The organism is Bifidobacterium vansinderenii (assembly GCF_002234915.1).
Lineage (GTDB): Bacteria > Actinomycetota > Actinomycetes > Actinomycetales > Bifidobacteriaceae > Galliscardovia > Galliscardovia vansinderenii.
In genome coordinates this window covers 20,730-45,055 of the sequence record NZ_NEWD01000008.1, presented here as the reverse complement: position 1 = coordinate 45,055, position 24,326 = coordinate 20,730, and the positions used below count along the sequence as shown (strand labels likewise).

Here is a 24,326-nt window from a genome sequence, read left to right as displayed (position 1 = left end):
CGACCTGATCATGGGCGCGAACAACCGCAGCGCGATCGGCACGCTCGTGGAGCGCTCCACCCGGTTCCTGATCCTTCTGCATCTGCCCGACGGGCATGACGCCGAACACGTCCAACGGGCGATCATCGACCGGATGGGAGAACTGCCCGCCGTTCTGCGACGGTCCCTGACCTGGGACCAGGGTTCGGAACTCGCGCTCCACAGACGCATCTCGGCCTCGCTGGACATGGACGTGTTCTTCTGCGACCCGCATTCGCCGTGGCAGCGGGGCACGAACGAGAACACGAACGGGCTGCTGCGCCAGTATTTCCCGAAGGGGGCCGACCTGGGCGGGTATTCGCGGGCGTATCTGGACATGATCGCGGCCAAAATGAACAACCGTCCCAGAAAGACCCTTGACGCCAGGTCTCCGATCGAGGTCATGCTCGACCTGATCGAAGCGGCATGATACGATCACACAACCAAATCAGACAGCAACACAGGTGTTGCAACCACCACTAGAATCCGCCATGTCGTGCGCGGCCTGCGAGAGGATGCCCATCATGACGAATTCCGCGGCGCCGAGTGCGAATGCGCCGAAGGCGAGGGCGATAAGACTTTTCTTCATGATCTTCCTGACGATTGTTTCGAGGATGTTCTCTGCGATTACTGTGTTGCGATTACTTGCTGTTGGACCACTGAAAGTGAACTATTGAATGCGCACTATATTGTATGGGCGGTGATCGTCCTCGACACGCGATTTACCGCCGTTTTCAGTGCCGCCGCAAGGTATGTGCGGCAGGGGTCGCGGAGTGGCGGCGTGAGGTCAGCCGTGAGACCGCCGAGCTGCATGATCGGCTCGGAATAAAAAAGAAGGACCGCTGGAAACCAGCGATCCTTCTGTGTTGGTCGGGCTGGCGGGATTTGAACCCGCGGCCTCTTCGTCCCGAACGAAGCGCGCTACCAAGCTGCGCTACAGCCCGTCGAACCTCGATAGATATTACACGAGTCGTCGATTCATGCAAAAGCTCGGCGTGTTGCGCCAGATTTCAACGATTCCTGCATGTTTTTCGGAAATCTCGAAATGGATTCCCCATGATTTTTTGATGACGTTTGCGAGTGATTTCGCGTTCAAGGAGTATGGATTTTCGGTGTATCGCCGCATCGCTACACTGTGCAGTTATGAGTGAAGACATCATCGAAAACGGCGAGAACACTGCCGAAAACGCTGCCGAGGGCAGCGAACGCCGTCACCTTACCACCGTTGAACATGCCGAACTGCTGCTGAACCAGGACGCCGACATCCGCGCCCGTATCAACGCCGGCGCCACCCTGGACGAGGCCGTCGATCCGAACAACGCCAAGCTGGGCGACCTCTCCTCCTACGGCCACCCCGAGCAGGTGCAGATGCGCGTGGCCAAGCGCGCCATGATGCTCAAGGACGGCATCGAGCCCTACCCGGTGCACCTCGATGTCACCGACACCATCGAATCCGTGCGCGCCAAGTACGACGGCAAGCTCAACGCCGGCGACGAGACCGACGACGTGGTGGGCATCGCCGGCCGTGTGCTGTTCCTGCGCAACGCGGGCGGCCTGTGCTTCGTGCAGCTGTCCGCCGGCGACGGCACCAAGATCCAGGGCATGATCTCTAAGCGCGAGATCGGCGCCGATTCCCTCAAGCAGTTCAAGCAGATCGTCGACCTCGGCGACCACCTGTACATCCGTGGCCGCGTGATTTCCTCGAAGACCGGCGAGCTGTCCGTGTTCGCCACCGACTGGGCGATCGCGTCCAAGGCCCTGCAGCCGCTGCCCGCCCTGCACAAGGACCTCAACGAGGACACCCGCACGCGCAAGCCGTACATCGGCATGATCGCCGACGAGAACATCCGCAACATGGTGCGCAACCGTTCCAAGGCCGTCGCCTCGCTGCGCCGTACGTTCGACGACCACGACTTCATCGAGGTGGAGACCCCGATGCTGCAGACCGTGCACGGTGGCGCCGCGGCCCGTCCGTTCACCACGCACATGAACGCCTTCGACCTGGACCTCTACCTGCGCATCGCCCCGGAGCTCTTCCTCAAGCGCTGCCTGGTCGGCGGCATCGACCGCGTGTTCGAGATCAACCGCGACTTCCGCAATGAAGGCGTGGATGCCACCCACGCCCCTGAATTCACCATGGTCGAGGCCTATCAGGCCTACGGCACGTACGACACCATCGGCAAGCTCGTCAAGGAGCTCGTGCAGAAGACCGCCATGGACGTGTTCGGCTCCCACAAGGTCACCCTGCTCGACGGCACCGAGTACGACTTCGGCGGCGAATGGAAGCAGATCAGCATGTACGACTCCCTCTCCGAGGCCCTCGGCGAGGAGATCGTGCCCAATGGTGGCCCCGACAACCCCGGCACCTCCGTGGAACACCTGGGCGCCATCGCCGACAAGCTCGGCGTGGAACGCGACGACGTGGAGAACCACGGCAAGCTCGTCGAACACCTGTGGGAGCACTTCTACGAGGACAAGCTGTACGAGCCCACCTTCGTGCGCGACTTCCCGGTCGAGACCAGCCCGCTGGTCAAGGGCCACCGCTCCAAGCCCGGCGTGGTGGAGAAGTGGGACCTCTACGTGCGCGGCTTCGAGCTGGCCACCGGCTACTCCGAGCTCAACGATCCGATCGTGCAGCGCGAACGCTTCGTGGCCCAGGCCAAGGACGCGCTCGCCGGCGACGAAGAGGCCTGCGACATCGATGAGGACTTCCTCGAGGCCCTTGGCGTGGGCATGCCTCCGGCAGGCGGCATGGGCATGGGCATCGACCGACTGCTCATCGCACTGACCGGTGCCACGATCCGCGAGACCATCACCTTCCCGCTGGTCAAGCCCCTCGCGCTGTAAGCGACCTTCTAAACCTCCCTCATGTTTTCCTGGGGTGCCCCTTTCATCTGAAGGGGCGCCCCTTTCCATTTGCGTGTCGATTTGCTTTTTTGAACGTTCTATTAATAAACTCTCTCAATTGTTTAACGACGTTACTTCGTGATCTCATCGAAGAATCCCACACACTTTCGATCCGCGGAGCCGTTGTTGCGCATATTCGGCGGCCATGCATGGCGGTCGTTTTGGAAAGATGACCGTTCCTTCGGAACGGATACGGAGAGGAAAACTACGATGAGCAGCGCAAAGACCACGGAAGTGGAGGAGACTTCCGCGCAGACCGCCGACAAGCTCGGCAACGCGCCTTTCGCCGTCCTGATCCCCGTCATGATGTCGTTCTTCGTGATGGGCTTCGTCGATCTGGTCGGCACCGCATCGAACTACGTGCAGTCCGATTTCGGCCTGTCCGACTCGGTGAGCAATATCTTCACCACCATGGTGTTCTTCTGGTTCCTGGTGCTGTCGGTTCCGGCCGGCATGCTCATGAACCGCATCGGCCGCCGTCACACCGTGCTTGTGAGCATCGGCATCACCGCGCTCGGCTGCCTGCTGCCGATCATCGGCTATCTGATTCCCGCCAAGGGCGCGCAGCTTGCGTTCATCGTCGTCTCGTTCTGCCTGCTCGGCATCGGCAACACGTTCATGCAGGTGTCGCTCAACCCGCTCGTCGGCAACCTCGCGCACGACGAGAAGCTTGCCGGCATGCTCACCTTCGGCCAGTTCGTCAAGGCCATCGCCTCGTTCATCGCCCCGCTGATCGCCGGCTGGGCCGCCGTCACGTTCGGCAAGTGGTGGCTGCTGTACCCGATCTACCTTGTGGTGGCCGTGCTCGCGTTCATTATGCTGAGCTTCGACGAGATCAAGGAGAACGCCCCCGACACCGGTCACACCAGCATCGCCGGCTGCTTTGCGCTGCTGAAGAACCCCGTCATCCTGCTGTGCTTCCTCGGCATCGTCTGCCATGTGGGCGTGGACGTGGGCATCAACGCCACCGCGCCGAAGATCCTTATGGAGCATTCCGATCTTGGTCTTGAGGCCGCCGGCGGCGCCACCAGCGTGTACTTCGCGTTCCGTACGCTCGGCTGCCTGTCTGGCTCCGTGCTGCTGCAGAAGTTCAGCCGCAAGGCGATGCTGCGCGTGTGCGGCGCGCTGATGGTCGCCTCCGCCGTGTGCTTCCTGCTGTTCTCCGGTCTGACCGGCATGCCGACGTGGCTGGCCTACCTCGGTCTGGCCTGCGTGGGCATGGGCAACGCGAACGTGTTCTCGATCATGCTGACCACCGGTCTGCTGCATCTGCCCGAGCGCCAGAACGAGGTCTCCGGCCTGATGATGATCGGTCTGATCGGCGGCGCGATCTTCCCGCCGCTCATGGGTCTGGCCTCCGACGCCATGGGCATGCAGCTCGGCGCGATCCTGGTCATGTCCATCGGCGTGCTGTACATCGCGCTTATGGGTGCGTTCTTCAAGTCCTACGGCGCCACTCGCTGATCCGGTCTTTGACCCCGACTCCCCTCAATCGACAAACGTCGGCTGAGGGGAGTCTTCATATTCGGTTGGGATATTCGGTTGGGCACCCCCTCTTGCTACACCTGAAATCATGACCATGGGCTTATGGATTCAGGGGATGCGTCCGAAGACCCTCCCCGCATCAATCGCACCAGTGATCGCCGGCGCCGCCGCGGCATGGAGCGTATTCACCCGTTCGGATGGCTGGGGCCTGCGAGGTCCGTCCGTCACGGGTCGGTCCGTCGCACCTTGGTACTCCATTGCCGACGCCCTGCCCAAATTCCTCGGCGTGACCATGCTGTGTATGGGCGTGGCCCTGTTCCTGCAGATCGCCGTGAATTTCGCCAACGACTACTCCGATGGCGTTCGTGGCGCCGACGAACATCGTTCCGTCGACGAGGCCGCGTCCGGCAAGCCGCAGCGCCTCACGGCGTCAGGTCTGGTCCCGCCAAGGCGTGTGCTCGCCGCGGCCGGTGTCGCCGCACTGCTCGCGTGCCTGTGCGGACTCGGCGTCGCCATCGTCAGTCGCCAGTATTGGCTGATTCTCATCGGCGCATTCTGTCTGATCGCAGGATGGTTCTACACCGGTGGCCGGCACCCATACGGGTATGCGGGATTCGGCGAGCTTTTCGTGTTCGTCTTCTTCGGACTCGTCGCCACCCTCGGCACGGAGTTCGCCATCTGCCAGGCCTTCAATGGGTTCGTCGGTCCCGATTTGTCGGTGTTCGATTTCGCCAGGCCGGGGGAGCCCGGCATCTGGCCTCTGCATGAATTCTGGCGTGGTCGCTACGGTATCGACGCCATCGGCGTGCTCGCCGCGGTCTGCGCCGGACTCAACGCCGTGATGATTCTCATGGTCAATAATCTTCGCGACATCGACGATGATCGTATTCACGGCAAGCGGACTCTGGCCGTTCGCTTGGGCAGAAACGGCGCGCGAAACGCACTCGTCGTGTGCTGTGTGCTGAACTGGTTCATCGCCACTGCGCTAATGCTGCTGGTCGGTTTCGGCGGCGGGCTGATCGTATGGGCCGCCGTCGCCGCGATCATGCAGACCAGACTGATCCAGGCCGTGTCCCATCATGATTTCCGTTCGGCGTTGGCTATCGCCGGCAGGCAGTGCATGGTGTTCGCGGTGATCTTTGCCGTGGGCGTGCTCGCAGCGGGAGGAGGGTTCGGAATCGTCTTTATTCAATGACGTCAATTCAATGATGTCAACGTTGTGACATCGACTGGAAAACATGCCGAATGTTTACCTGTCCGTTATGGAATCGTGAGGGTTTTGCCATGGTTTTCGTCGCAAGATTGGCATAGACTGTGCCGTATGACTTACAAACTAGTACTGCTCCGTCACGGACAGAGCGCATGGAACAAGACCAATCAGTTCACCGGCTGGGTGGACGTCCCGCTGACCGAGCAGGGCGAAGCCGAGGCCAAGCGCGGCGGCGAGCTGCTCAAGGAGAAGAACGTCCTTCCGGACATCGTGTTCACCTCCCTGCTGCGTCGCGCCATCAACACCGCCAACATCGCGCTGGATGCCGCCGATCGTCTGTGGATCCCGGTCAAGCGTAGCTGGCACCTCAATGAGCGCCACTACGGCGCCCTGCAGGGCAAGAACAAGTCCGAGATCCGTCAGGAGTACGGTGACGAGAAGTTCATGCTCTGGCGTCGTTCCTACGCCACCCCGCCGCCGGAGATCGATCCGAACGACGAGTACTCGCAGAACAACGACCCGCGCTACGCCGGCGATCCGGTTCCCGAGACCGAGGCCCTGGCCAACGTCGTGGCCCGCGTGACCCCGTACTGGGAGTCCGAGATCATCCCCGAGCTCAAGTCCGGCAAGACCGTGCTGATCGCCGCCCACGGCAACAGCCTCCGCGCCATCGTCAAGATGCTTGACGACCTGAGCGAAGAGGAGATCGCCAAGGTGAACATCCCCACCGCCATCCCGCTGGTGTACGAGCTTGACGAGAACTTCAAGCCGATCAAGCCGCGTGGTGAGTACCTGGACCCGGAGGCCGCCGCTGCCGGTGCAGCCGCCGTCGCCAACCAGGGCAAGTGATTGAACGGACTTCGGTCCGCTAATCGCTAATCGTTCAGGGAGGATCTTCCGCCAATATGACGGAGGGTCCTCCCTTTTTGTTTGCAATCGCAGTCTGTTTCACCGGCCCGGTGCCAAGGGAGGCGGCTGAGCGGATGAAAGAATATAAAACAAAACGGTGGGTTCCTGCAGTAAAGCGGAAACCCACCGTTCGAACGAATCAGCGGTCGGACTACTTCTCCGGAACGGACAGGTACGGATCCTTGGCAGAAGAATCGGCCTTGGTCTGCGGAGCCTTGGTAGGGTCGAAGCCGGAGACGATGTAAACCAGACGACGAGCGGCGGACACGGCGTGATCGCCGAAGCGCTCGTAGAAGCGGCCCAACAGCACCACGTCGATGGTCTGCTGAGTGGTGCCGGTCCACTGGTCGCTGTTAACGATGTCGAAGATCTGCAGGTGCAGGGCATCGAGCTTGTCGTCGTTGATGATCAGCTGCTCGGCGGCCTTGACGTCGCGGTTGGAGAGCACGTGGATAAGCTCTTCGGTGGTCTCGTCAAGGAACTGCTGCATCTTGGAGAACACTTCGCGGGTCTCCGGGGTCAGCGCGGACTCCGGGTAGGTGCGACGGGCGATCTCGGCGACGTGACGGGCCAGATCTCCCATGCGCTCGAAGGTGGAGGCCAGACGCAGCGTGGACACCACGACGCGAAGATCGGTGGCGACGGGGTTCTGACGGGCCAGCAGCTGCACGCACTGGTTGATTACGCTGGTTTCCAGGGCGTCGATCTCCAGATCGCCATCGATGACGTTCTGGGCGACTTCGACATCAGATTCGAGCAGAGCCTTGCCGGCACCGAGAATCGCAGTACGCACTTCCTGTGCCATGCGATCGAGGTCGTCGGCTACCTGCTTCATCTCCTCGGTGAAGATTACGCGCATTTCTCTTTGCCTTTCCATTTTCGTTGCAATTTTCCGATTGCAAACCTTTTCCCATTCTAGGCGATGAACACCGAAATGACTCCGTTGCCGCACGGTGTAAACCGCGAATTGTCTGAGTGTTCACCGTCATGTTTACCTTGACTTCACCTTGCGGCGGGCCTCAATGCCCGTTGCAAGCCGTTCGATGTTCCGACATGATGCCTCACATCGTGCGACAATGGTGACATGACTACGCAAAACGCCCAGATCGTATCGATGGTGATCTTCGTGATCTTCTGCGTGATGATATTCATCGCGATCGTGGCTCTGATTTCCAAGTTGTACAACTGGGCGTATCCGTTCCTCTCTCAGTATATAAACACCGATGCGATCGCGCACTGGCGTGCCAGCATCGGCTTCCGTCGCTCCCGTAAACGCAACGATGACGACGACGATGACGACGATGAACTCGATTTCGAAACCGTGCGCATGCTGTCCGTCATTCCCGGCCTCACGGTGGTGGTGGACGAGAACGATGAGGTGCTGCAGGCCAGCACCGACACCTACCGTCTCGGCATCGTGAACGACGAATGCCTGGTGAACGACCGTATTCTGCAGGCTGTGCACAGTGTTCGCGAGTCGGGAGGCAAACGGTCCTGCGAACTGGTGACGCAGACGCCCGATCGGTTCGCGAACGAATACCGGTTCGGCGATGACGGTGACGATGGTGCGGCTGCCGCGAAGCAGCAGGTGATCGGCGACGGTACGGTGGTGTTCACCCGGCCCAACTGGCTGAAGGTCACCGTTGGTCAGATCAGCGAAACGAAGACGCTGGTGATCATCAACGATGTGAGCGAGGAGCATCGATTCGCGCAGGTACGTGAGGACTTCGTGGCGAACGTGACCGAGCAGCTGCTCAAGCCTACTCGTGCGTTGGAGACGTTGGGCGAAGACCTTGAGGAAGATGACGCGGACATCAGTCAGATTCTCGTGGAGGCCTCAAGGGTGCGGAACTACGCGAGTCATCTGAGTCATCTGGTCGCCGATCTGCTGCTGCTGATCAAGGCCCAGTCCAAGGTTGTGCCGAGCAAAGACAATCTGGTGAACCTGCTCGATCAGGTGCGCGCGGCCGCGGACGTCATGGCGCCGCTTGCCTGGAAGGACGGTGTGAGGGTGATCGTCAACGGTGCGGACGACATCATGGTGCACGCGGAAAGCGAGCAGCTGCAGGGCGCGTTGAGCAAGCTCATCGAGAACGCCATCGACTACTCCCCGGAGCGCAAGGCCGTGGGCATCGCCGTGTCCAGGGCCAAGGACGGCAAGCATGCGGTGGTTCGTGTGGTCGATCAGGGATGCGGCATCGCGCGTGAGGAACAGCCGCGCATCTTCGAACGGTTCTATCGTGGTTCCAACCAGTCGTCGCGCACCGGCGACGGCGTGGGTCTGGGCCTGGCCATCGTCAAGCATGTGGCTCTCACCCATCATGGTTCGGTTTCGGTGTGGAGCGCCCCCGGACAAGGCAGCACCTTCACCTTCTCCCTGCCTCTGGCCGATTAGCCGTTATTGTCATGCTTCCTCAGCGGAGACTGTGCTCCTTCGTCGGGGACGCGTTGCGCATCTTCGTGCTTCTTCAGCAGAGGCTGTCGTTCTCCTTCGTCGAGGGCGTGTTATGCATCTTCGTGCTCTCTCCTAGGGAGGGAGCTGTCCGTCGAAGGCGGACTGAGGGAGGGATAAAACACCGATGGACGGAACAGGCTCCCCAGTAAAAAACCTACTTCTGGTTCCCCAGCCTGCGGTAGTACCACCGGTTGAAGTGCTCCCAGATGAGCAGCAGCACGCCGATGATCATGCCGGCCACGCATACGATGAGAGCACCGGTCGCGTGCTTGCCCAGCAGCACCAGAATCAGGCAGACGATCCCCGCGATCAGCCACAGCGTCGTGCCGATGAAGAACACCCTGTGCAGATCCACCTGTGCGGGCTTGGGGCCGGGCTTGCGAGCGCCTGGATCGAGAATGGGTGCCAATTTCATAGGGAACACCTTACAGCCGGGGGTTGTCTTCGGTTGTATGTTGGGTAACCTTGGGTGAGTGCGCATGAATGTCGTCGACGGTATGCGTCTGTTCAATCCGGGAGCCGGAAGGGGGATGGAATGATTCCGATTCGACCGGTACCGAAGCGATACGCCTGGGGATCGTCGACGAGATTGCAATCGCTGATGCCGGCGATGCGCGGCGTGACTGGTCCGTTGGCCGAGCTCTGGTATGGAGGGCATCCGCAGTCGCCGTCCATCGTGACCATGCGGGGAGCAGACGTTGCGTTGGATGCCGCGGTTCGTGAGAATCCGGCTCGTATGCTCGGCCCGGTGGCGTCGCATCGGTGGGGGCCGATGCTGCCGTATCTGCTCAAGGTGATCGCCGTGCATCGACCGCTGTCGTTGCAGGTGCATCCGTTGGATTTTGAGGCCAGGGCGGGCTTTCATCGGGAGAATGCCGCAGGGGTGCCGCTTGATGCGTTCGACCGGTCGTTTCGTGACGCCCACGGCAAGTCGGAGATGGTGGTGGCACTGGAGGATTTCCGTGCGTCGATTGGATTTGCGCCGATCTCTCAGCAGATTGCCGCACTCCGTTTAGTCGATTGTGATCTTGCCTGTCTGATGGTGCGGCTGCTGACGGGGAAGACCGATGGTGATCCATCGTCGTTGGTTGATGTTCGTTCGGTGGACGCATACATGCCGCCGTCTTCGGTGTCGTGGGGTGTACCTGGGCGTAGCGTATTTCGTGCGTTCTGGGCCGCGGTGACAGCCGGAGAAAACGCGTGGCGGTCTGATGCGCGGTGGACCGATGCGCGGCGGCCCATGGATTGGCTGTCGATGCTGACTGTGGCGCGTGAACGAATCGGCCGAACCGGTGATCGGGATACTGTCCGATCCGCGTTCGATAACGCTATCGATGCGGCGCGGTCGTTTCCCGACGATCCGTCCGTACTGGCGTTGCTGATGATGAATCCCGTACGGCTGCAACCGGGGGAGGGGGCGTTCATCACCCCGGGCACGCCGCATGCCTATATACGAGGTATGGCCGCGGAGATCATGACGAATTCCGACAACGTGTTGCGTGCCGGACTGACGGTGAAGCATCGTGACGTGCCGAACATGCTGCGTAATCTCAGACCGATGCCGGAACCGGTCCGCCGGCCGGAATCCTTCGCCCGGCCTGATGGCGTGCTGTACCGTCCCGGACTGGACGAGTTTTCACTCAAACTCGGTCGGGCGGACGCCGAAGACGGGGGAGTGGCATTGGCCGGATACCCGTTTCATGAGACCTCGGCGATCGTACCGTCACCCGAATGCGCATCCAGGCCCCGCATACTGGTCTGTCTGTCCGGGGAGCTGAACTGTTCCCGGGTGATGCCGGGTCCGGCGGATGCCGGGGCCGGTCCGGCTTCGTACGCATTGCATGGGGGAGATGCCGTTTTCATTCCGTCGGCTGATGGTCCGGTATCCATCACTGCTTCGAATGCCGTCTCGGACGGAGACGTCGCATGGGACGCATATGAAACGACCGGCGGGGCCTATCTGCTGGCCTCCACCGGTCTCTAGATCGGAGTGTGGATCCGTACGAAATTTCCCGATCCGTGAGGACGGATCGTCTCGTATTCCTATCGCACTCCTAGTATATTGCGCATATCGTCGCCGTTACTGCAGATGCTCCACCACGTAGTCGATGCAGTAGGTGAGTGCCTCCACGTCGCTGGGCTTGACGGACGGGAACACGCCGATGCGCAGCTGGTTGCGGCCCAGCTTGCGGTATCCGGAGGTGTCCACGATGCCGTTGTCTCGCAGTGCCGACACCACGGCGGACGCCTTGATCGAGTCGTCCAGATCGATGGTCACCACGACGTTGGAGCGCAACGAGGCGTCAGTGACGAACGGGGTCGCGTAGTCGGACTTCTCCGCCCATGTGTACAGGATGTTCGCCGACTTGGCGCAACGGGCCTGTGCCCATTCCAGTCCGCCGTGCTCGTTGAGCCAGCGCACCTGCTCGTCCATGAGCACCAGAGTGCCGATGGCCGGGGTGTTGAGCGTCTGGTCCTTGCGGGAGTTGGCGAGTGCCTGCGTGAGAGAAAGGAACGGGGGCACCCAGCGACGTGCGCCATCGAGCTCGGCACTTTTCTCCACGTCCTCGGCGCGCTTGACGGCGTCGGGGGAGAGGATGGCGAACCACAGGCCGCCGTCGGATCCGAACACCTTCTGCGGGGAGAAGTAGTAGGCGTCGGTCTGGCTGATGTCGATGGGCAGGCCGCCGGCACCACTGGTGGCGTCGATGAGGGTGAGCGCACCCTGTTCGACGCTGCCGGGCACGCGCTGGACAGGGGCCATCACTCCGGTGGACGTCTCGTTCTGCGCCCAGCAGTAGGCGTCCACGTCGTCGGTGTATTGCGGGATGGCGCAGGAGCCGTATTCGGCCTTATATACTACGGGTTCCTCGAGGAAGGGGGCCTTGGCGGCGCTGGTGGCGAACTTGCCGCTGAACGAGCCGTAGACGCCGAATGCGGCCCGGCGGGAGATCAGCGAGGCGCAGGCCATCTCCCAGAAGGCGCTGGCGCCGCCGTTGCCGAGGGCCACCTGCCAGCCGTCGGGGATGGAGAAGTAGTCGGCCAGTCCTTCGCGGATGGATGCGACCACGTGCTTGACGGGCGCCTGACGGTGTGAGGTGCCAAGCAGGTTGTAGCCGGCTTCGGTGAGTGCCTTGACCTGCTTGTGGCGGATTTTGCTGGGGCCGCAGCCGAACCGGCCGTCTTCGGGCAGCATGGACATGGGAATTTTCACGGCATCGATCATGGGGCCCAGCGTACCCAGACCACCATATTTTCTCATAATGTGAGAATGTGGACATTTTGGTTCATAGTGCGCATTTCCTCGGGATTCATGGAAATCATCCGATGGAATGATGGACTTTCAACTGGCAATATGGCTCGATGTTGCACGGTAAAACCTTTGATCTTACAGTGATTTCTCTGAGTGATTGCAATGTGAAGCCGTTCCTTTATCAGAAAATACTGTGAATGTCAAGCACATCAAACGTTTGACCTTTCCGATCGGTAGGTTCGATTTGTATCCGTCACTTGAACCGGTTAGTATCCAACTTTGGACAAAGTTATCCAAGGAGTGATTTGCAATGAGACATGCGGCTCATAAGGCCAATGCCCAGAGCACCGGTTCGGCAAGTGTGTATAGGCCTGCCCGTCCCGGTCGGGCTGCGCATACCTCGGCCGTGGTGTATGCGAATTCACCCCTTGCCGTGGTTCCCGAAGTCGCCAAGATCCTCAACGAGGGTGCACCCACCACTCGCAGGGCCATTCGTCAGGCGGCTCGTCAGAAGGCGCACAAGAAGCAGTTCCTGAGCGCTTCGGCGTTCGCCCTGCTTGCGGCCACCGCCAGCAGCTTCGCCTATGCATCCACGGCGTCCTCCGCGGGACTTCCGTCGGCTTCCGATGCGGTCTCCTCTCTGGTGACCGACACCACCGACGCCTCCGTCGCGACGGTGCAGTCCTCTGAATCCTCGTCCTCCACGGCGACGTTGCGTGACACCAACGCCGACGTGTCCTCCGCCACGGTCTCCCGTTCCGAGGCCCGAGTGAGCGCCGACGACTCCGCCGCATGGAGCCTGTCGTCCGAATCCGATGCGCTCGACGCCTCGCAGATGTCGAAGTCCCTGGCCAACAACCCCGAAGTCGCCAAGCTCATGGACCGCGATGCGGCCGATCTGCCCGCCGACTTCAACCCGAACCACGACACGGGCGACACCGGCAACGCCTATTCGTTCTCCCAGTGCACGTGGTGGGCCTACGTACGACGCCAGCAGCTCGGTCTGCCCGTCGGCTCCTATTTCGGCAACGGCGCACAGTGGGCTGATTCCGCCCGCGCCCTCGGCTACTGGGTGGACAACACCCCGCGCGTGGGTGACATCATGGTATTCCAGCGTGGCCAGGAAGGCGCCAGCGCCGTCTACGGTCATGTGGCCATCGTCGAGTCGATCAATCCCGACGGTTCGGTAGTCACGTCCGAGTGCGGTGCGTCGCTGAACGGCCAGACCATGTCCCGCACGTTCTCCAACGTGCATGATTTCCAGTACATCCACTACTGATCCGTACTGGATTGTTGTTCTTGTTGACGTCGCCATCGTGTGACGGTCGAACGTTGTCGTGCGATATGAACGATAATGTTCGATATTGTTCCTCGCTGTTAACGTTCTGAGCGTTTTCGGCGCATAGTGTTAGGGTAGTGAGGTAATGATGAAAGCACGTAAATCCATTTCCATTCTTGCCGCGACGCTTGCGGTCGTATCCATGTCCGCCTTCGTCGCTCCGGCGGCCAGCGCCGCCGATACTGGCGTTGTGACGTCATCCCGTTCGTTTAAGGGCCAGCAGTCCCGTACGTCCGCCCTGCTGAAGGAGTCCACCTCCACCAGCGTGGATTCCGATTCCAGCTACGGCGGCATCGAATCGCTTGATGTTCCCCAGACCAAGTCCCAGGCCGAGAAGGACGCCGAGGCCGCAGCCGCGGCAGCCGCCGCTCAGGCCCAGGCGCAGGCTGAGGCCGCCGCCCGTGCTCAGGCACAGGCCCAGTCCGCCAGCCGTTCCACGGATCGTACGTCCCAGACCGGTACCACGGCCGGAACGTCGTCTTCATCGTCTTCCTCCTCGTCCGCGAGCTCGTCCAGTGCCGCTACGGTGACCCCGGTGAACGGCACCAGCGCCTCCGCTGTGATCAGCTTCGCCATGCAGTTCGTCGGCAACGCCACCTATGGCGGCTGCAACGTCTCCGCCCGCCAGTGGGATTGCTCCTGCTTCGTGCAGTACGTCTACTCCCAGGTCGGCGTCAGCCTGCCTCGCACCTCCGGAGCTCAGGCCACGGTCGGCACCGCGGTGGCCAGCCTCGATCAGGCCCAGCCCGGCGACATCATCGCCAACAGCGCGCATGCCGGCATCTACATCGGCGACGGCAAGGTGGTCAACTCCCTGAACAGCCGCGTCGGCACCGCCGTCACACCGGTCAACGTCGCCTTCACCGGCGGCTACTCGATCCGTCGAGTCCTCTGACCGATCCGGTCGGCAAGGTCCGACCGCTGATTTACGTGTACAAGCGCCCCGTTTCGGGGCGCTTTTTCGTTACGGGGGCTTTCGGGCGTTCGCCGGTGCTTGGTATAGTCATGTCCTGATGATGAAAACTCGTATTGGTGTAAGGTTCGTCTCTTCTCTTGTATCCGCTCTTGCGGTGGTCTCCATGTCCGCGTTCCTCGCTCCGGCGGCCAGTGCCGCCGATACCGGCGTCGTGACGTCGTCCCGTTCGTTCAAGGGCCAGCAGTCCCGCTACGCATCGCTGCTCAAGGAATCGGCATCCACATCCGTCGATCACGCCTCCAACTGGGGCGGCGTGGAGAATCTGGAGGTTCCCCAGACCGAGTCCCAGGCGGAAAAGGACGCCAAGGCCCAGGCCGAGGCCGAAGCTCAGGCCCAGCAGGAACGTGAGCAGGCCGCCAGCCGCTCCACCGAACGCGAATCGACGGCTGCTGGTGCATCCGGTGACTCCTCATCCTCTTCTTCATCATCGTCCGCGGCCGTCAGCGCACCCACCAGCACATCGGGCGCCGCGGTCGTCTCATACGCCCTCCAGTTCCAGGGCGTTCCCTATGTCTACGGCGGTACCACGCCGTCCGGCTGGGACTGCTCCGGCTTCACCTCGTACGTCTACCGCCAGTTCGGTCTGGAGATCGGACGCACCGATGCCGACCAGCGTGCCTACGCCGTGGCACACGGCGTCAGGGTCACCAATCCCGAACCCGGTGATCTGATGTGGAAGTCCGGTCATGTGGGCATCTACATCGGTGGCGGACAGATGGTCCACGCCTCCACTCCGAGTACCGGCACCATCGTCAGCTCGGCGTCCTACGCCACCTTCGAGTACTACCGCATCCTGTAATCGTCATCGCGGAACGTCATCGTGCAAGTCGCCCGGTGACATCGGAGACACGCGCCACCAGGCAATGCCCGCATCGGATTTTCCGGTGCGGGCATTGTCGTATTCGGTTGAAAATCCGCCAAAAGACGATCGTTCACAGCGAAGCGAACCAAGCCCTGCCAAGCATGTTCACTGTCGGCACTTACCGGCGTTTCGTGGTTTCAGACGCTATCCTTACAAGTAGGAACCATGCACAGACGCATGGTCTTTCCCAGAACACAAGGGGAGGTACATCATGACTGTCAACGAAAAGGCCATCCTTGTAGGTGTGGACGGTTCGGATGCCAGCTACAAGGCCACGTGGTGGGCTGCGAACTACGCCAAGCACGCCGGCCTGACACTGCAGATCGTCTGCGCATACTCACTGCCGAGCTATGCAGCGGTCTCCTTCGACGCCACCTACACCGCCATGGGCGACGACAACGTTGCACACACCGACGCCCAGGAAATCCTGTCCAAGGCCAAGGCCATCGCCGACGAGCAGGGTGTGGAGGCCGCCACGCTGATCGTCACCGGCGATCCGAGCTCGGTGTTCGTGGAGCTCTCCCGCAACTACAACCTCATCGTCATCGGCAACCGCGGCAAGGGAGGCCTTGCGGAACGTCTGCTGGGCACTACCAGCTCCAGCCTGCCGGCCTACGCGTACTGCCCGATCGTGGTCGTGCCCTACACCGACGATGACGGCAACCTCATGCACCTCAACAACACCATCACGTCGGTGGTCGTGGGCTCCGACGAGTCCAAGTGGGGTCTCAAGGCGCTCGACATCGCCGCGGAATTCGCTCATCAGTGGGGAGCCAAGCTCACGGTCATGAGCGCCGTGCCGAGCTTTGGCGGCATGGGCATGTTCGCATCCGGCGGTTCCGGCGGTGCCGAGGCGAACAGCATCATGGAATCGTATCTTGAGGATCTCGACGTGCGCATCGCCCCGATTCAGGAGCGCTTCCCGGATCTGGTCATCGCCAAGTCCGTGGTGCCGGGTTCCGCCGTTACCGCGCTGACCGAGGCCAGCCACAACAGCGACGTGGTGGTCGTGGGCTCCCGCGGCCGTGGCGGATTCACCGGTCTGATCCTCGGCTCCACCAGCCAGGGTCTGCTGCAGCACTCCGTCAGCCCCGTCTACGTGGTGCCGCGCAAGTACGTGGAGGCCGCCGAGTCCCGTCTCGACACCGTGCCCGCATCGCCGGCCGACGTCAAGCCCAAGTCCCTCGACGACATCAGCGGCGTGCAGGAGGTTTCCGTACCCACCGCCGACGCCGAGGCCGCACACGCCATCGAGGCCACCATCGACCCCGAGCACAAGGCCTGATCCTCTTACGTCCACTTACGAAAAAGCTCCCTCATCTGAGGGAGCTTTTTCATGTCGTAGGGAAAAGACTACGAACGAACCGTGATGTCCATGCGGCAGGGCGTGTCCTGCTCGTAGGTGTGCTTCACGGTGCAGGCCTTGTCCACGTGGCGGCGGATGCGCTCCTTGAGCTTCTCCACATCCTCGGGGCTCAGGCCGGCATCGACCGCGTCCACGGTGAGCTGCTCGGTGAAGTTGATGTAGGCGTCGTGGTACTGGTCATATGTGCCGTCCACAACCACCTTGGCGCCCTTGCCCTCGCCGCAGGCGCTTTCCACGGCGAACTGGCTGCTCAGCGCGGCGCAGCCGGCCAGAGCCACCTTCATCAGGTCGCCGGGGGTGAACTGACCCTTGTCCTTGCCGAACTTGATGTGTGCACCGTCATCGGAGAAGGCGTCCCAGGAACCATCCTTGTTCCGTTCCACCCAAATGCGCTTGCCCATGATTCCTCCTTGTCGAAGAATTCGTTGTGTTCCGGCATGCCCGGCAGGCTTGCCGGCATTCCACTGTCCAATCTAATCCACGGCGGCGTCCCTCGCTCTCATATACTCTCCCAGTGGATGGTATTGTGGCGGATCCCACGTTTCTGTGGCACCCCTTATACACTGGATTCCATGGCTTTGACTCAAGAACAGCTCGATGACATTCGCGCACGCATCCCCGCTCGTCCAGAAACGGACATTCCCATGCCGTACGAGGATCTGGTGCGCACCATCCTCACCGAAGGCACGCTCAAATCCGATCGCACGGGAACCGGCACGATCTCCCTGTTCGGCAGGCAGATGCGCTTCGATCTCAGGGACGCCTTCCCGCTGCTCACCACCAAGACCGTGTACTTCAAGGGCGTGGCCTACGAACTGCTGTGGTTCCTCAAGGGCTCCAGCAATGTGCGCTGGCTGCAGGAGCACAACGTGCACATCTGGGATGAGTGGGCCGACGCCGAAGGCAATCTCGGCCCGGTCTACGGCGTGCAGTGGCGTAGCTGGCCCGCGCCCACGCCGGACGATCCGAACCGCACGATCGACCAGATCGCCAACGTCATGGATCTCATCAAGCATCATCCCGACTCCCGCCGCATGATCGTCTCCGCATGGAACCCGGCCGAAGTGGAGAACATGGCTCTGCCGCCATGCCACGCGCTCTTCCAGTTCTATGTGGCCGACGGACGCCTGTCCTGCCAGCTCTACCAGCGCAGCTGCGACATGTTCCTCGGCGTGCCGTTCAACATCGCCTCGTACTCCCTGCTCACGCTCATGATGGCCCAGCAGGCGGGTCTCGAGCCGGGTGAGTTCGTGTGGACCGGCGGCGACTGCCACGTGTACGACAATCACATCGAACAGGTGCTCACCCAGCTGGGACGAGAACCGTACCCCTATCCGCAGATCCGCATCCGTAAGGCCGCGTCGATCTTCGACTACGAGTTCGACGACTTCGAGATCGTGGACTACCGCCATCACCCGGCGATCAAGGCCCCCGTGGCGGTCTGATATGTCCCTGACGTCGGCCGGCGGGGCGTGCTGCGCCTCTCGTGTGTCGCTGTACGCCCCGTCTGGCCGCATCGTTAGGATGAAAACCACTTGCGTATGAAGGAGTTTTTCGATGGACCATGACAGTAGCCGTAGCGGCTATCACGAACCCAAGCCCGGTTCTGCCGGGCTTTACGATGAGGATTGGGAGAACGAGGACCTGCATGACGACGGTCTGCGCCCGATCCGCGTCAATCTGATCTGGGCACAGTCCCGTAGCACGGACGGTCGCGACGGCGCGATCGGATTCGAGGGGACCATGCCCTGGCATCTTGCCGAAGACATGAAGCATTTCAAGGATCTGACGATCTCGCATCCAGTGATCATGGGTCGCCGTACGTGGGAGTCGCTGGGGGAGCGGTATCGTCCGCTGCCGAACCGTGACAACATCGTCATCTCACACGACGATCATTATCGTGCGCGTGGCGCCACCGTGGTCAGCTCCGTTGACGACGCCTTGGATTTGGCCCGGCAGGAAGCCATCCCGGACGATGGCATCGAGCGCAACGAACTGTGGGTGATCGGCGGTGCGCAGATCTTCCGTGAGGCCCTGCCGTTCGCCGACAAGGCGTTCATCACCGAGATCGACGCCGAATTCCCCGCCGACACGTTCGCCCCGCCGCTGCACGAACTGGTGGAGGCCGGACTGTGGCAGGTGGCCGGCGAAACCGGATGGATGAAGCCTGCCAAGGACACCGGCATCGCCGGATACCGTTTCGTGGAATATGAAAGGAAGTCATGACCGATACCCGATCCAACCGTCCCGATGACCGCTACACCGTAATGACCGTGTGCACCGGCAACATCTGCCGTTCCCCCATGGCCGAGATCATTCTGCGGCATTTTGTGGAGGAACGTGGACTGGGCGACCGCGTGCGTGTGATGTCCAGCGGTGTGAGCAGTGAGGAGCATGGCAATCCGATCGATCCGCGCGCCCAGAAGGTGCTGCGCGAGCGTGGGTACGCGGTGGATCCGCATCATTTCGCGCATCGCATCACCCGCGATGAGATCGAGGAATCCGACCTGTTCCTGCCCATGACGGCATCGCACATGCGTTCCCTGCTGCGTCAGCTGCCTGCCGGCAAGCGCGGCGAGGTGCACATGTACCGCAGTTTCGATCCGAACCTTCCCACGCCCAAGCCGGGCCATGAGGATCAGATCGATCTGGTGGATCCGTGGTATGGCGGTCCTCGTGAATTCGACGTGGCCATCGACCAGATCGAGGAAGTGGCCCCCTACATCGTCGACTGGATCGAAACCCAGCTCTGACAAGTTCGCGGTGTTCTGGCTCCCCTCATGAATGAGGGGAGCTGTCGGTATGGCCGACTGAGGGGAGTTGACTGCGAGCTGGTTACCCTTCGTGCTCCCTCCCAGGGAGGGAGCTGTTCGGCACAGTCGGACTGAGGGAGGGCTCGACGTCCGAACCCGACAAATCCGAACCCGAATACAAAAAATCCCCGCCGGAGAACCCGACGGGGATGTCTGGTGGCTCCGAGCGGCATCGATCCGCTGACCTAACGATTTTCAGTCGTTCGCTCTACCAACTGAGCTACAGAGCCATGAATAGTGAAAAACCCGGCCGAAACCGGGCTTTGCCATTCGCGACTCCGACCGGACTTGAACCGGCGACCTCCGCCGTGACAGGGCGGCGCTCTAACCAACTGAGCTACGGAGCCACAAGTAGTAAACTACTCATGAAATCCAACCTTGCGGTTGATTTCGTACCCCCGGAGAGAGTCGAACTCTCGTTGTCAGATTGAAAGTCTGATGTCCTAACCGTTAGACGACGGGGGCGAACAACTCGATTGATATTACGGGAGTCATTTCAGATGCGCAACTCTCGGCGTGTCGCGTTGGTGGTTATCGGCTTGAACCCCTGTGTTTTCAACGGTTTGACCGTTATCGAGCTGTCTGTTGGGGAGTGACGGCGGCTACTTGGCGCGGTAGGCGAAATCGTGGATCACGCGACCCGCGTCGATGCCCTTCTTCTCGAAATTGGTAAGCACGCGGCCGTCGAAGCGTTCCGACTCGGAGAAGTCGGCGTGGGGGAGGGACGCTGCAGTGTCCGCAGTGCCCTTGCTGACGTGCTCGGTGGGCAGACTCACGGTGATCGTGCCGGTGTTCTCAAAGTCGTCGCGTCCGTCCATCACCTCGTGCACATGCAGGGCGTAGTCTTCGATGTCGGTGGCGATGCGCCACAGTCCACCCCGGCGCAGTGCGCGGTGCACGTCCACGGCGAGCGCATCCTGCACGATGCGGCGCTTGTGGTGACGGGTCTTGGGCCACGGGTCGGGGAAGAACGTCCACACCTCCTCGAGCAGGCCGGTCTCGCAGACCTTCATCAGATCGGGGGCGTTCACCTCGGCCACGCGCAGATTGGAAAGTTCGTATTTGCCGGCCTTGAGCAGCGCGTGGGCCACGCCCGGGCGATAGACCTCCAGCGCCAGGAAGTTCGTTTCGGGATTGTTCTGCGCGGCGGCGACGATGTTCTCGCCCTGCCCGGTGCCGATCTCCACGATCAGCGGGTTGCCGTTGCCCCACGTGCGTTCCGCGAATGCCCGGTCGAAATGGAAATCGGGGTCAACCGACAGTTCGCGGCCTCCCACCTGGGGAAGATCGAGCAGATAGGTGCCGGCATAGTTGTCCCACGCCTTCTGCAGACGCTTGTCAAGTCGTGAGGAGCGGCGGACGAACGACATGAGTTCGCGATGTTCATAGGGACGTTCCGCGGGCTGCGGCGTCGTCTCGTCGTTCTGGGGCGTGTTGTCCGCTGGTGCGGCGGTCATGGAATCGTTCATGAAAACTCCGATTGCTGATCGTGATATCGATGATGACTCCACCCTAGCGAACCGTCGCGAATGAATGGGGCGTCGGCCTGTGCCACGATGGCGGGAATATAAAAACGGGTCCGTGACCGCCGTTTTCGCGGTCACGGACCCGTCTATCCGTCATGGTGTGATCACGCTATCAGTCGGCCTGCTTCCAGTGCTCGACGTCGATGTGATGCTCGGGGTTGGCCTGCCAGGCTTCCCATGCGGAGCGAACGATGTCCTCCACGTTGTACTTGGCATGCCAGCCCATCTCCTCGTTGATGCGCTTGGGGGAGCCGATCAGGTGCGGCGGATCGCCGGCGCGGCGGGCCATTACGGTCTCCTTGAACGGCAGGCCGGTGACCTTCTTCAGCTCGTCGACGATCTGACGCACGGACGTGCCTTCGCCGGTGCCCACGTTGAAGGCATCGTACTTGCGCTCGTCGCGGTCGAGGTAGCTCAGCGCGGCGATGTGCGCGTCGGCCAGATCGGAGACGTGGATGTAGTCGCGCACGCAGGTGCCGTCCGGAGTGGGGTAGTCGTCGCCGAAGATCGCCGGGGCCTTGCCCTTCTTCAGACGGTCGAGCAACATCGGGATCAGGTTCAGGGTGGCCGGGTCCTCGAGTTCCACCGGGCCGCAGCCGGCCACGTTGAAGTAGCGCAGCGCACAGAAGCGAATGCCGAACGGCTCCTCGCACGCACGGGCCATCCACTCGCCGAACAGCTTGGTCTGGCCGTACGGATTGATCGGCAGCATCGGCACCACGTCCTCGGGCACCACGTCCACCGGCGGAACGCCGTAGGTGGCGGCGGAGGAGGAGAAGACGAGCTTCTTGGCCTTCTTGGACTTGGTCATGCCGGTGAGCACGTTGAGCATGCCGTTGATGTTCTGCTGGTAGTACCACAGCGGCTTCTCGACGGACTCGCCCACCTGCTTGCGGGCGGCGAAGTGGATCACGGCCTCGACGTCCTCGGCGTCGAGGATCTCGGCCAGGCGCTCGCCGGCGCCGGGGGCGGAGATGTCCATGCCGTACAGGCGGGAGCCCTCGATGCGAGTGGGCTTGCCGTAGCTCAGATCGTCGACGACGACGACCTTTTCGCCGGCCTGATGAAGGGCGTGGACCACGTGTGCGCCGATGTAGCCGCAGCCTCCTGTGACCAGAACTGTCATGGTGTACCTTCCTGACATAGCGGGCGGTGACATTGCGCGTCGGCGGGATATGTCGGTTAATCTGTCGGCCCGTGACGCAAAATGTTCACTTTTGCTCGCTTTTGTTATCTTTTTTAACATCTTCAGTATAGCCCACCGTTGGGCGACATGCAGACAAAATCACGGTAAATCATAGGTCTGCGTATGAACAAGACGATTTCGTTGGAATTTCAATGGTTTTCGGGGTTTTGGGCAGAGTGCGACACGCCGAACGACGACTCGATTTGCATCATTCGCGCATTCATGTAATATTTCTACTCGTTGCTTCAAGCGAAGTCAAGAAGTCAACGAAATGGCTCCGTAGCTCAGTTGGTTAGAGCGCCGCCCTGTCACGGCGGAGGTCGCCGGTTCAAGTCCGGTCGGAGTCGCTTGGATGAAAGCCCGGTTTTCGCCGGGTTTTTTGTTCAATGGCTCTGTAGCTCAGTTGGTAGAGCGAACGACTGAAAATCGTTAGGTCAGCGGATCGATGCCGCTCGGAGCCACCAGATATCCCCGCGGGTTTTCTTGGCGGGGATTTTTTGTATTTGTTCGGCGTTCCTATGGTCCGTTCCTAAATGTGGGATGGCGTGTCGGTGTCGCAGTCGTCTTGTGCGCGTTCACAATGGCCATCCAAGGAAGGATGTTGGCGACCCGTCCAATAGTCCCACATATAGGGACTTATGAAGATATTTTGGGAGTTCTGTCACTGGAACGGTCAAATAGGCGGTACCATGTTTATCGATGGAGCGCTTCCAATGTAGGGGAACTCCAATAGTCGACAGACCTTAAATGTCAAAGGAGAACAGCATGGTCTACAGGATGATCTTCAACCAGACGGCGTACTTCGGTCGCGGCGCGATCAAGGAGATCCCGGAGGTCGCCAAGAAGCACGGATTCAAGAAGGCGTTCATCGTCACCGATCCGGTGCTGCTGGAGACTGGCACCGCGAAGAAGGTCACCGATGTGCTCGACGCGGCCGGCCTGCCGTACGAGGTGTTCGACAACGTGAAGCCGAACCCGCCGGTGGAATGCATTCAGGACGGCGTGCTTCGCTTCAAGGCGTCCGGCGCCGACTTCCTGATCGGTCTGGGCGGCGGCAGCCCCCAGGACACCTGCAAGGGCATCGGCATCATCACCGCGAACCCGGAGTTCGGCGACGTGCTCTCCCTTGAGGGCGTGGCCGACACGAAGAACCCGAGCGTACCGATCTTCGGCGTGCCCACCACCGCCGGCACCGCCTCCGAGACCACGATCAACTACGTGATCACCGACACGAAGAACAAGCGCAAGTTCGTGGCCGTGGACCCGCACGACATTCCGATCGTCGCGTTCGTGGACCCGGACCTGACCGACTCCATGCCGCGCGGCCTGAAGGTCGCCACCGGTCTGGACGCCCTGACCCACGCGATCGAGGGCTTCATCACCCCGGGCGCCTGGAGCCTGTCCGACTGCCTTTCCATGCAGACCATCCGCATGATCGCCAAGAACCTCGCGAAGTCCGCCGACGGCGACGTGCCGGCCGGCGAGCAGATGGCGTACGCCTCCTACATCACCGGCATGGCCTACTCGAACGTCGGCCTGGGCCTGGTGCACGGCATGGCCCACCCGCTGGGCGGCCGTCTGGGCGTGGCGCACGGCGTGGCCAACGGCATCCTGCTGGCCCCGGTCATGGAGTACAACAAGGACTACACCGGCGAGAAGTTCCGCGACATCGCCGACGCGTTCGGTGTGGCCGACGCGTACACGGGCGATCTGGAGACCGTGCGCGAGGAGGCCGTGCAGGCCGTGCACAAGCTGACCGTGGACCTGAAGAACCCGACCACGATCAGCGAGGTCGGTGCCACCGAGGCCGACCTGGCGCCCCTGGCCCACGACGCGTTCAACGACGTGTGCACCCCGGGCAACCCGCGCAAGGCCACCGAGGAGGACATCCTCGCCATCTACAAGAGCCTGATGTAACCCATCGGTTTTCGGGCCGCGCGTTCCCCTCAGTCAAGCAAGGCGCAGACTGAGGGGAACGCGCGGCCCGAAACCAACAACCTTATAAATTCACTGAGGGGGAG

General features: G+C 61.5%; 22 protein-coding genes and 6 tRNA genes. 17 read left to right on the top strand and 11 right to left on the bottom strand.

Going from position 1 to position 24,326, the window contains the following annotated elements:
* Nucleotides 1-448, top strand: a 448-nt coding sequence (locus Tam10B_RS05180; RefSeq protein WP_143248541.1) for an IS30 family transposase, incomplete at its 5' end; no start/stop codon positions are given.
* Between the two features lie 18 nt (nucleotides 449-466).
* On the opposite strand, the gene Tam10B_RS13220 is transcribed toward Tam10B_RS05180, so the two are convergent.
* Together Tam10B_RS13220 and Tam10B_RS05175 are read right to left on the bottom strand one after the other, a co-directional pair.
* On the bottom strand, nucleotides 467-607 hold the full coding sequence (locus Tam10B_RS13220) for a hypothetical protein (RefSeq protein ID WP_158214133.1): 141 nt from the start codon (nucleotides 605-607) through the stop codon (nucleotides 467-469).
* A 278-nt stretch (nucleotides 608-885) separates the two neighbouring features.
* Nucleotides 886-962 (bottom strand) — tRNA-Pro (locus Tam10B_RS05175).
* A 199-nt stretch (nucleotides 963-1,161) separates the two neighbouring features.
* On the opposite strand from Tam10B_RS05175, the gene lysS reads away from it, so the two are divergent.
* The 4 genes from lysS to Tam10B_RS05155 all read left to right on the top strand — a co-directional run bounded on the left by lysS (nucleotide 1,162) and on the right by Tam10B_RS05155 (nucleotide 6,469).
* The gene (gene lysS / locus Tam10B_RS05170) at nucleotides 1,162-2,865 is read left to right on the top strand and encodes a lysine--tRNA ligase (protein ID WP_164520682.1); all 1,704 of its coding nucleotides are present in this window, start codon (nucleotides 1,162-1,164) and stop codon (nucleotides 2,863-2,865) included.
* 270 nt (nucleotides 2,866-3,135) lie between these two features.
* On the top strand, nucleotides 3,136-4,389 hold the full coding sequence (locus Tam10B_RS05165; RefSeq protein WP_093960196.1) for an MFS transporter: 1,254 nt from the start codon (nucleotides 3,136-3,138) through the stop codon (nucleotides 4,387-4,389).
* A gap of 136 nt (nucleotides 4,390-4,525) precedes the next feature.
* The gene (gene menA, locus Tam10B_RS05160) at nucleotides 4,526-5,605 is read left to right on the top strand and encodes a 1,4-dihydroxy-2-naphthoate octaprenyltransferase (RefSeq protein WP_158214132.1); all 1,080 of its coding nucleotides are present in this window, start codon (nucleotides 4,526-4,528) and stop codon (nucleotides 5,603-5,605) included.
* Nucleotides 5,606-5,731: 126 nt separating this feature from the next.
* Nucleotides 5,732-6,469: a phosphoglyceromutase gene (locus tag Tam10B_RS05155; RefSeq protein WP_093960194.1), complete on the top strand. Its 738-nt coding sequence runs from the start codon at nucleotides 5,732-5,734 to the stop codon at nucleotides 6,467-6,469.
* A 211-nt stretch (nucleotides 6,470-6,680) separates the two neighbouring features.
* On the opposite strand, the gene phoU is transcribed toward Tam10B_RS05155, so the two are convergent.
* Nucleotides 6,681-7,388 (bottom strand): phosphate signaling complex protein PhoU, encoded by a 708-nt coding sequence (gene phoU, locus Tam10B_RS05150; protein ID WP_093960193.1) that lies wholly within the window; start codon nucleotides 7,386-7,388, stop codon nucleotides 6,681-6,683.
* A 225-nt stretch (nucleotides 7,389-7,613) separates the two neighbouring features.
* Here phoU and Tam10B_RS05145 point away from each other — a divergent pair, with 225 nt between their 5' ends.
* Nucleotides 7,614-8,924 carry a sensor histidine kinase gene (locus Tam10B_RS05145; RefSeq protein ID WP_233133602.1) on the top strand — a complete coding sequence of 437 codons (1,311 nt, stop codon included), beginning with the start codon at nucleotides 7,614-7,616 and terminating at the stop codon, nucleotides 8,922-8,924.
* A 214-nt stretch (nucleotides 8,925-9,138) separates the two neighbouring features.
* On the opposite strand, the gene Tam10B_RS05140 is transcribed toward Tam10B_RS05145, so the two are convergent.
* Nucleotides 9,139-9,399: a DUF2530 domain-containing protein gene (locus Tam10B_RS05140; RefSeq protein ID WP_093960192.1), complete on the bottom strand. Its 261-nt coding sequence runs from the start codon at nucleotides 9,397-9,399 to the stop codon at nucleotides 9,139-9,141.
* A 120-nt stretch (nucleotides 9,400-9,519) separates the two neighbouring features.
* Here Tam10B_RS05140 and manA point away from each other — a divergent pair, with 120 nt between their 5' ends.
* Nucleotides 9,520-10,968, top strand: a complete 1,449-nt coding sequence (gene manA / locus Tam10B_RS05135; RefSeq protein WP_093960191.1) for a mannose-6-phosphate isomerase, class I — start codon at nucleotides 9,520-9,522, stop codon at nucleotides 10,966-10,968.
* Nucleotides 10,969-11,064: 96 nt separating this feature from the next.
* On the opposite strand, the gene serC is transcribed toward manA, so the two are convergent.
* Nucleotides 11,065-12,210, bottom strand: coding sequence for a phosphoserine transaminase (serC, locus tag Tam10B_RS05130; RefSeq protein WP_093960190.1), 1,146 nt, complete (start codon nucleotides 12,208-12,210; stop codon nucleotides 11,065-11,067).
* 337 nt (nucleotides 12,211-12,547) lie between these two features.
* Here serC and Tam10B_RS05125 point away from each other — a divergent pair, with 337 nt between their 5' ends.
* The 4 genes from Tam10B_RS05125 (at nucleotide 12,548) to Tam10B_RS05110 (ending at nucleotide 16,699) form a co-directional block, all read left to right on the top strand.
* A complete protein-coding gene (locus tag Tam10B_RS05125; RefSeq protein ID WP_093960189.1) occupies nucleotides 12,548-13,516 on the top strand; it encodes a CHAP domain-containing protein in 969 nt (322 codons plus the stop codon).
* 145 nt (nucleotides 13,517-13,661) lie between these two features.
* Entirely contained in the window at nucleotides 13,662-14,471 is an 810-nt protein-coding gene (locus tag Tam10B_RS05120) for a C40 family peptidase (RefSeq protein WP_332881258.1), read from the top strand.
* Between the two features lie 118 nt (nucleotides 14,472-14,589).
* The gene (locus Tam10B_RS05115; RefSeq protein WP_233133601.1) at nucleotides 14,590-15,351 is read left to right on the top strand and encodes a C40 family peptidase; all 762 of its coding nucleotides are present in this window, start codon (nucleotides 14,590-14,592) and stop codon (nucleotides 15,349-15,351) included.
* A 274-nt stretch (nucleotides 15,352-15,625) separates the two neighbouring features.
* Entirely contained in the window at nucleotides 15,626-16,699 is a 1,074-nt protein-coding gene (locus Tam10B_RS05110) for a universal stress protein (protein ID WP_093960188.1), read from the top strand.
* Between the two features lie 68 nt (nucleotides 16,700-16,767).
* Here the strand turns inward: Tam10B_RS05110 and Tam10B_RS05105 are convergent, their stop codons facing one another.
* Nucleotides 16,768-17,181, bottom strand: a complete 414-nt coding sequence (locus Tam10B_RS05105) for an OsmC family protein (RefSeq protein WP_093960187.1) — start codon at nucleotides 17,179-17,181, stop codon at nucleotides 16,768-16,770.
* Between the two features lie 171 nt (nucleotides 17,182-17,352).
* Between Tam10B_RS05105 and Tam10B_RS05100 the strand changes: the two genes are divergently transcribed.
* From Tam10B_RS05100 to Tam10B_RS05090, 3 genes are all read left to right on the top strand, one after another.
* A complete protein-coding gene (locus tag Tam10B_RS05100; RefSeq protein ID WP_093960186.1) occupies nucleotides 17,353-18,225 on the top strand; it encodes a thymidylate synthase in 873 nt (290 codons plus the stop codon).
* 112 nt (nucleotides 18,226-18,337) lie between these two features.
* Nucleotides 18,338-19,006: a dihydrofolate reductase gene (locus Tam10B_RS05095; protein WP_093960185.1), complete on the top strand. Its 669-nt coding sequence runs from the start codon at nucleotides 18,338-18,340 to the stop codon at nucleotides 19,004-19,006.
* Complete coding sequence (locus Tam10B_RS05090) at nucleotides 19,003-19,533, top strand: low molecular weight protein-tyrosine-phosphatase (RefSeq protein WP_093960184.1); 531 nt, start codon at nucleotides 19,003-19,005, stop codon at nucleotides 19,531-19,533. Before Tam10B_RS05095 ends, Tam10B_RS05090 begins: the two co-directional genes overlap by 4 nt.
* 214 nt (nucleotides 19,534-19,747) lie before the next feature.
* Here the strand turns inward: Tam10B_RS05090 and Tam10B_RS05085 are convergent.
* The 5 genes from Tam10B_RS05085 to galE form a co-directional block, all read right to left on the bottom strand.
* A tRNA-Phe gene (locus Tam10B_RS05085) sits at nucleotides 19,748-19,823 on the bottom strand.
* 43 nt (nucleotides 19,824-19,866) lie between these two features.
* A tRNA-Asp gene (locus Tam10B_RS05080) sits at nucleotides 19,867-19,940 on the bottom strand.
* 46 nt (nucleotides 19,941-19,986) lie between these two features.
* Nucleotides 19,987-20,058 (bottom strand) — tRNA-Glu (locus Tam10B_RS05075).
* Nucleotides 20,059-20,195: 137 nt separating this feature from the next.
* On the bottom strand, nucleotides 20,196-21,062 hold the full coding sequence (trmB, locus tag Tam10B_RS05070) for a tRNA (guanosine(46)-N7)-methyltransferase TrmB (protein WP_233133600.1): 867 nt from the start codon (nucleotides 21,060-21,062) through the stop codon (nucleotides 20,196-20,198).
* Nucleotides 21,063-21,231: 169 nt separating this feature from the next.
* On the bottom strand, nucleotides 21,232-22,245 hold the full coding sequence (galE, locus tag Tam10B_RS05065; protein WP_093960183.1) for a UDP-glucose 4-epimerase GalE: 1,014 nt from the start codon (nucleotides 22,243-22,245) through the stop codon (nucleotides 21,232-21,234).
* A 333-nt stretch (nucleotides 22,246-22,578) separates the two neighbouring features.
* Between galE and Tam10B_RS05060 the strand changes: the two genes are divergently transcribed.
* The 3 genes from Tam10B_RS05060 (at nucleotide 22,579) to fucO (ending at nucleotide 24,222) form a co-directional block, all read left to right on the top strand.
* Nucleotides 22,579-22,652: transfer RNA gene (locus tag Tam10B_RS05060), tRNA-Asp, on the top strand.
* A gap of 41 nt (nucleotides 22,653-22,693) precedes the next feature.
* Nucleotides 22,694-22,769, top strand: a tRNA-Phe gene (locus tag Tam10B_RS05055).
* A gap of 301 nt (nucleotides 22,770-23,070) precedes the next feature.
* The gene (gene fucO / locus Tam10B_RS05050) at nucleotides 23,071-24,222 is read left to right on the top strand and encodes a lactaldehyde reductase (RefSeq protein WP_093960182.1); all 1,152 of its coding nucleotides are present in this window, start codon (nucleotides 23,071-23,073) and stop codon (nucleotides 24,220-24,222) included.
* Nucleotides 24,223-24,326 lie beyond the last annotated feature (104 nt).

What these genes read in the sequence shown, in the direction of transcription:
- Tam10B_RS05105 (WP_093960187.1), bottom strand. Translation starts at nt 17,181, where the DNA reads ATGGGCAAGCGCATTTGGGTGGAACGGAACAAGGATGGTTCCTGGGAC.
- Tam10B_RS13220 (WP_158214133.1), bottom strand. Translation starts at nt 607, where the DNA reads ATGAAGAAAAGTCTTATCGCCCTCGCCTTCGGCGCATTCGCACTCGGC.
- Tam10B_RS05140 (WP_093960192.1), bottom strand. Translation starts at nt 9,399, where the DNA reads ATGAAATTGGCACCCATTCTCGATCCAGGCGCTCGCAAGCCCGGCCCC.
- Tam10B_RS05120 (WP_332881258.1), top strand. Translation starts at nt 13,662, where the DNA reads ATGATGAAAGCACGTAAATCCATTTCCATTCTTGCCGCGACGCTTGCG.
- menA (WP_158214132.1), top strand. Translation starts at nt 4,526, where the DNA reads ATGCGTCCGAAGACCCTCCCCGCATCAATCGCACCAGTGATCGCCGGC.
- trmB (WP_233133600.1), bottom strand. Translation starts at nt 21,062, where the DNA reads ATGAACGATTCCATGACCGCCGCACCAGCGGACAACACGCCCCAGAAC.
- manA (WP_093960191.1), top strand. Translation starts at nt 9,520, where the DNA reads ATGATTCCGATTCGACCGGTACCGAAGCGATACGCCTGGGGATCGTCG.
- Tam10B_RS05165 (WP_093960196.1), top strand. Translation starts at nt 3,136, where the DNA reads ATGAGCAGCGCAAAGACCACGGAAGTGGAGGAGACTTCCGCGCAGACC.
- Tam10B_RS05155 (WP_093960194.1), top strand. Translation starts at nt 5,732, where the DNA reads ATGACTTACAAACTAGTACTGCTCCGTCACGGACAGAGCGCATGGAAC.
- lysS (WP_164520682.1), top strand. Translation starts at nt 1,162, where the DNA reads ATGAGTGAAGACATCATCGAAAACGGCGAGAACACTGCCGAAAACGCT.
- fucO (WP_093960182.1), top strand. Translation starts at nt 23,071, where the DNA reads ATGGTCTACAGGATGATCTTCAACCAGACGGCGTACTTCGGTCGCGGC.
- phoU (WP_093960193.1), bottom strand. Translation starts at nt 7,388, where the DNA reads ATGCGCGTAATCTTCACCGAGGAGATGAAGCAGGTAGCCGACGACCTC.
- serC (WP_093960190.1), bottom strand. Translation starts at nt 12,210, where the DNA reads ATGATCGATGCCGTGAAAATTCCCATGTCCATGCTGCCCGAAGACGGC.
- galE (WP_093960183.1), bottom strand. Translation starts at nt 22,245, where the DNA reads ATGACAGTTCTGGTCACAGGAGGCTGCGGCTACATCGGCGCACACGTG.
- Tam10B_RS05095 (WP_093960185.1), top strand. Translation starts at nt 18,338, where the DNA reads ATGGACCATGACAGTAGCCGTAGCGGCTATCACGAACCCAAGCCCGGT.
- Tam10B_RS05100 (WP_093960186.1), top strand. Translation starts at nt 17,353, where the DNA reads ATGGCTTTGACTCAAGAACAGCTCGATGACATTCGCGCACGCATCCCC.
- Tam10B_RS05125 (WP_093960189.1), top strand. Translation starts at nt 12,548, where the DNA reads ATGAGACATGCGGCTCATAAGGCCAATGCCCAGAGCACCGGTTCGGCA.
- Tam10B_RS05145 (WP_233133602.1), top strand. Translation starts at nt 7,614, where the DNA reads ATGACTACGCAAAACGCCCAGATCGTATCGATGGTGATCTTCGTGATC.
- Tam10B_RS05090 (WP_093960184.1), top strand. Translation starts at nt 19,003, where the DNA reads ATGACCGATACCCGATCCAACCGTCCCGATGACCGCTACACCGTAATG.
- Tam10B_RS05115 (WP_233133601.1), top strand. Translation starts at nt 14,590, where the DNA reads ATGATGAAAACTCGTATTGGTGTAAGGTTCGTCTCTTCTCTTGTATCC.
- Tam10B_RS05110 (WP_093960188.1), top strand. Translation starts at nt 15,626, where the DNA reads ATGACTGTCAACGAAAAGGCCATCCTTGTAGGTGTGGACGGTTCGGAT.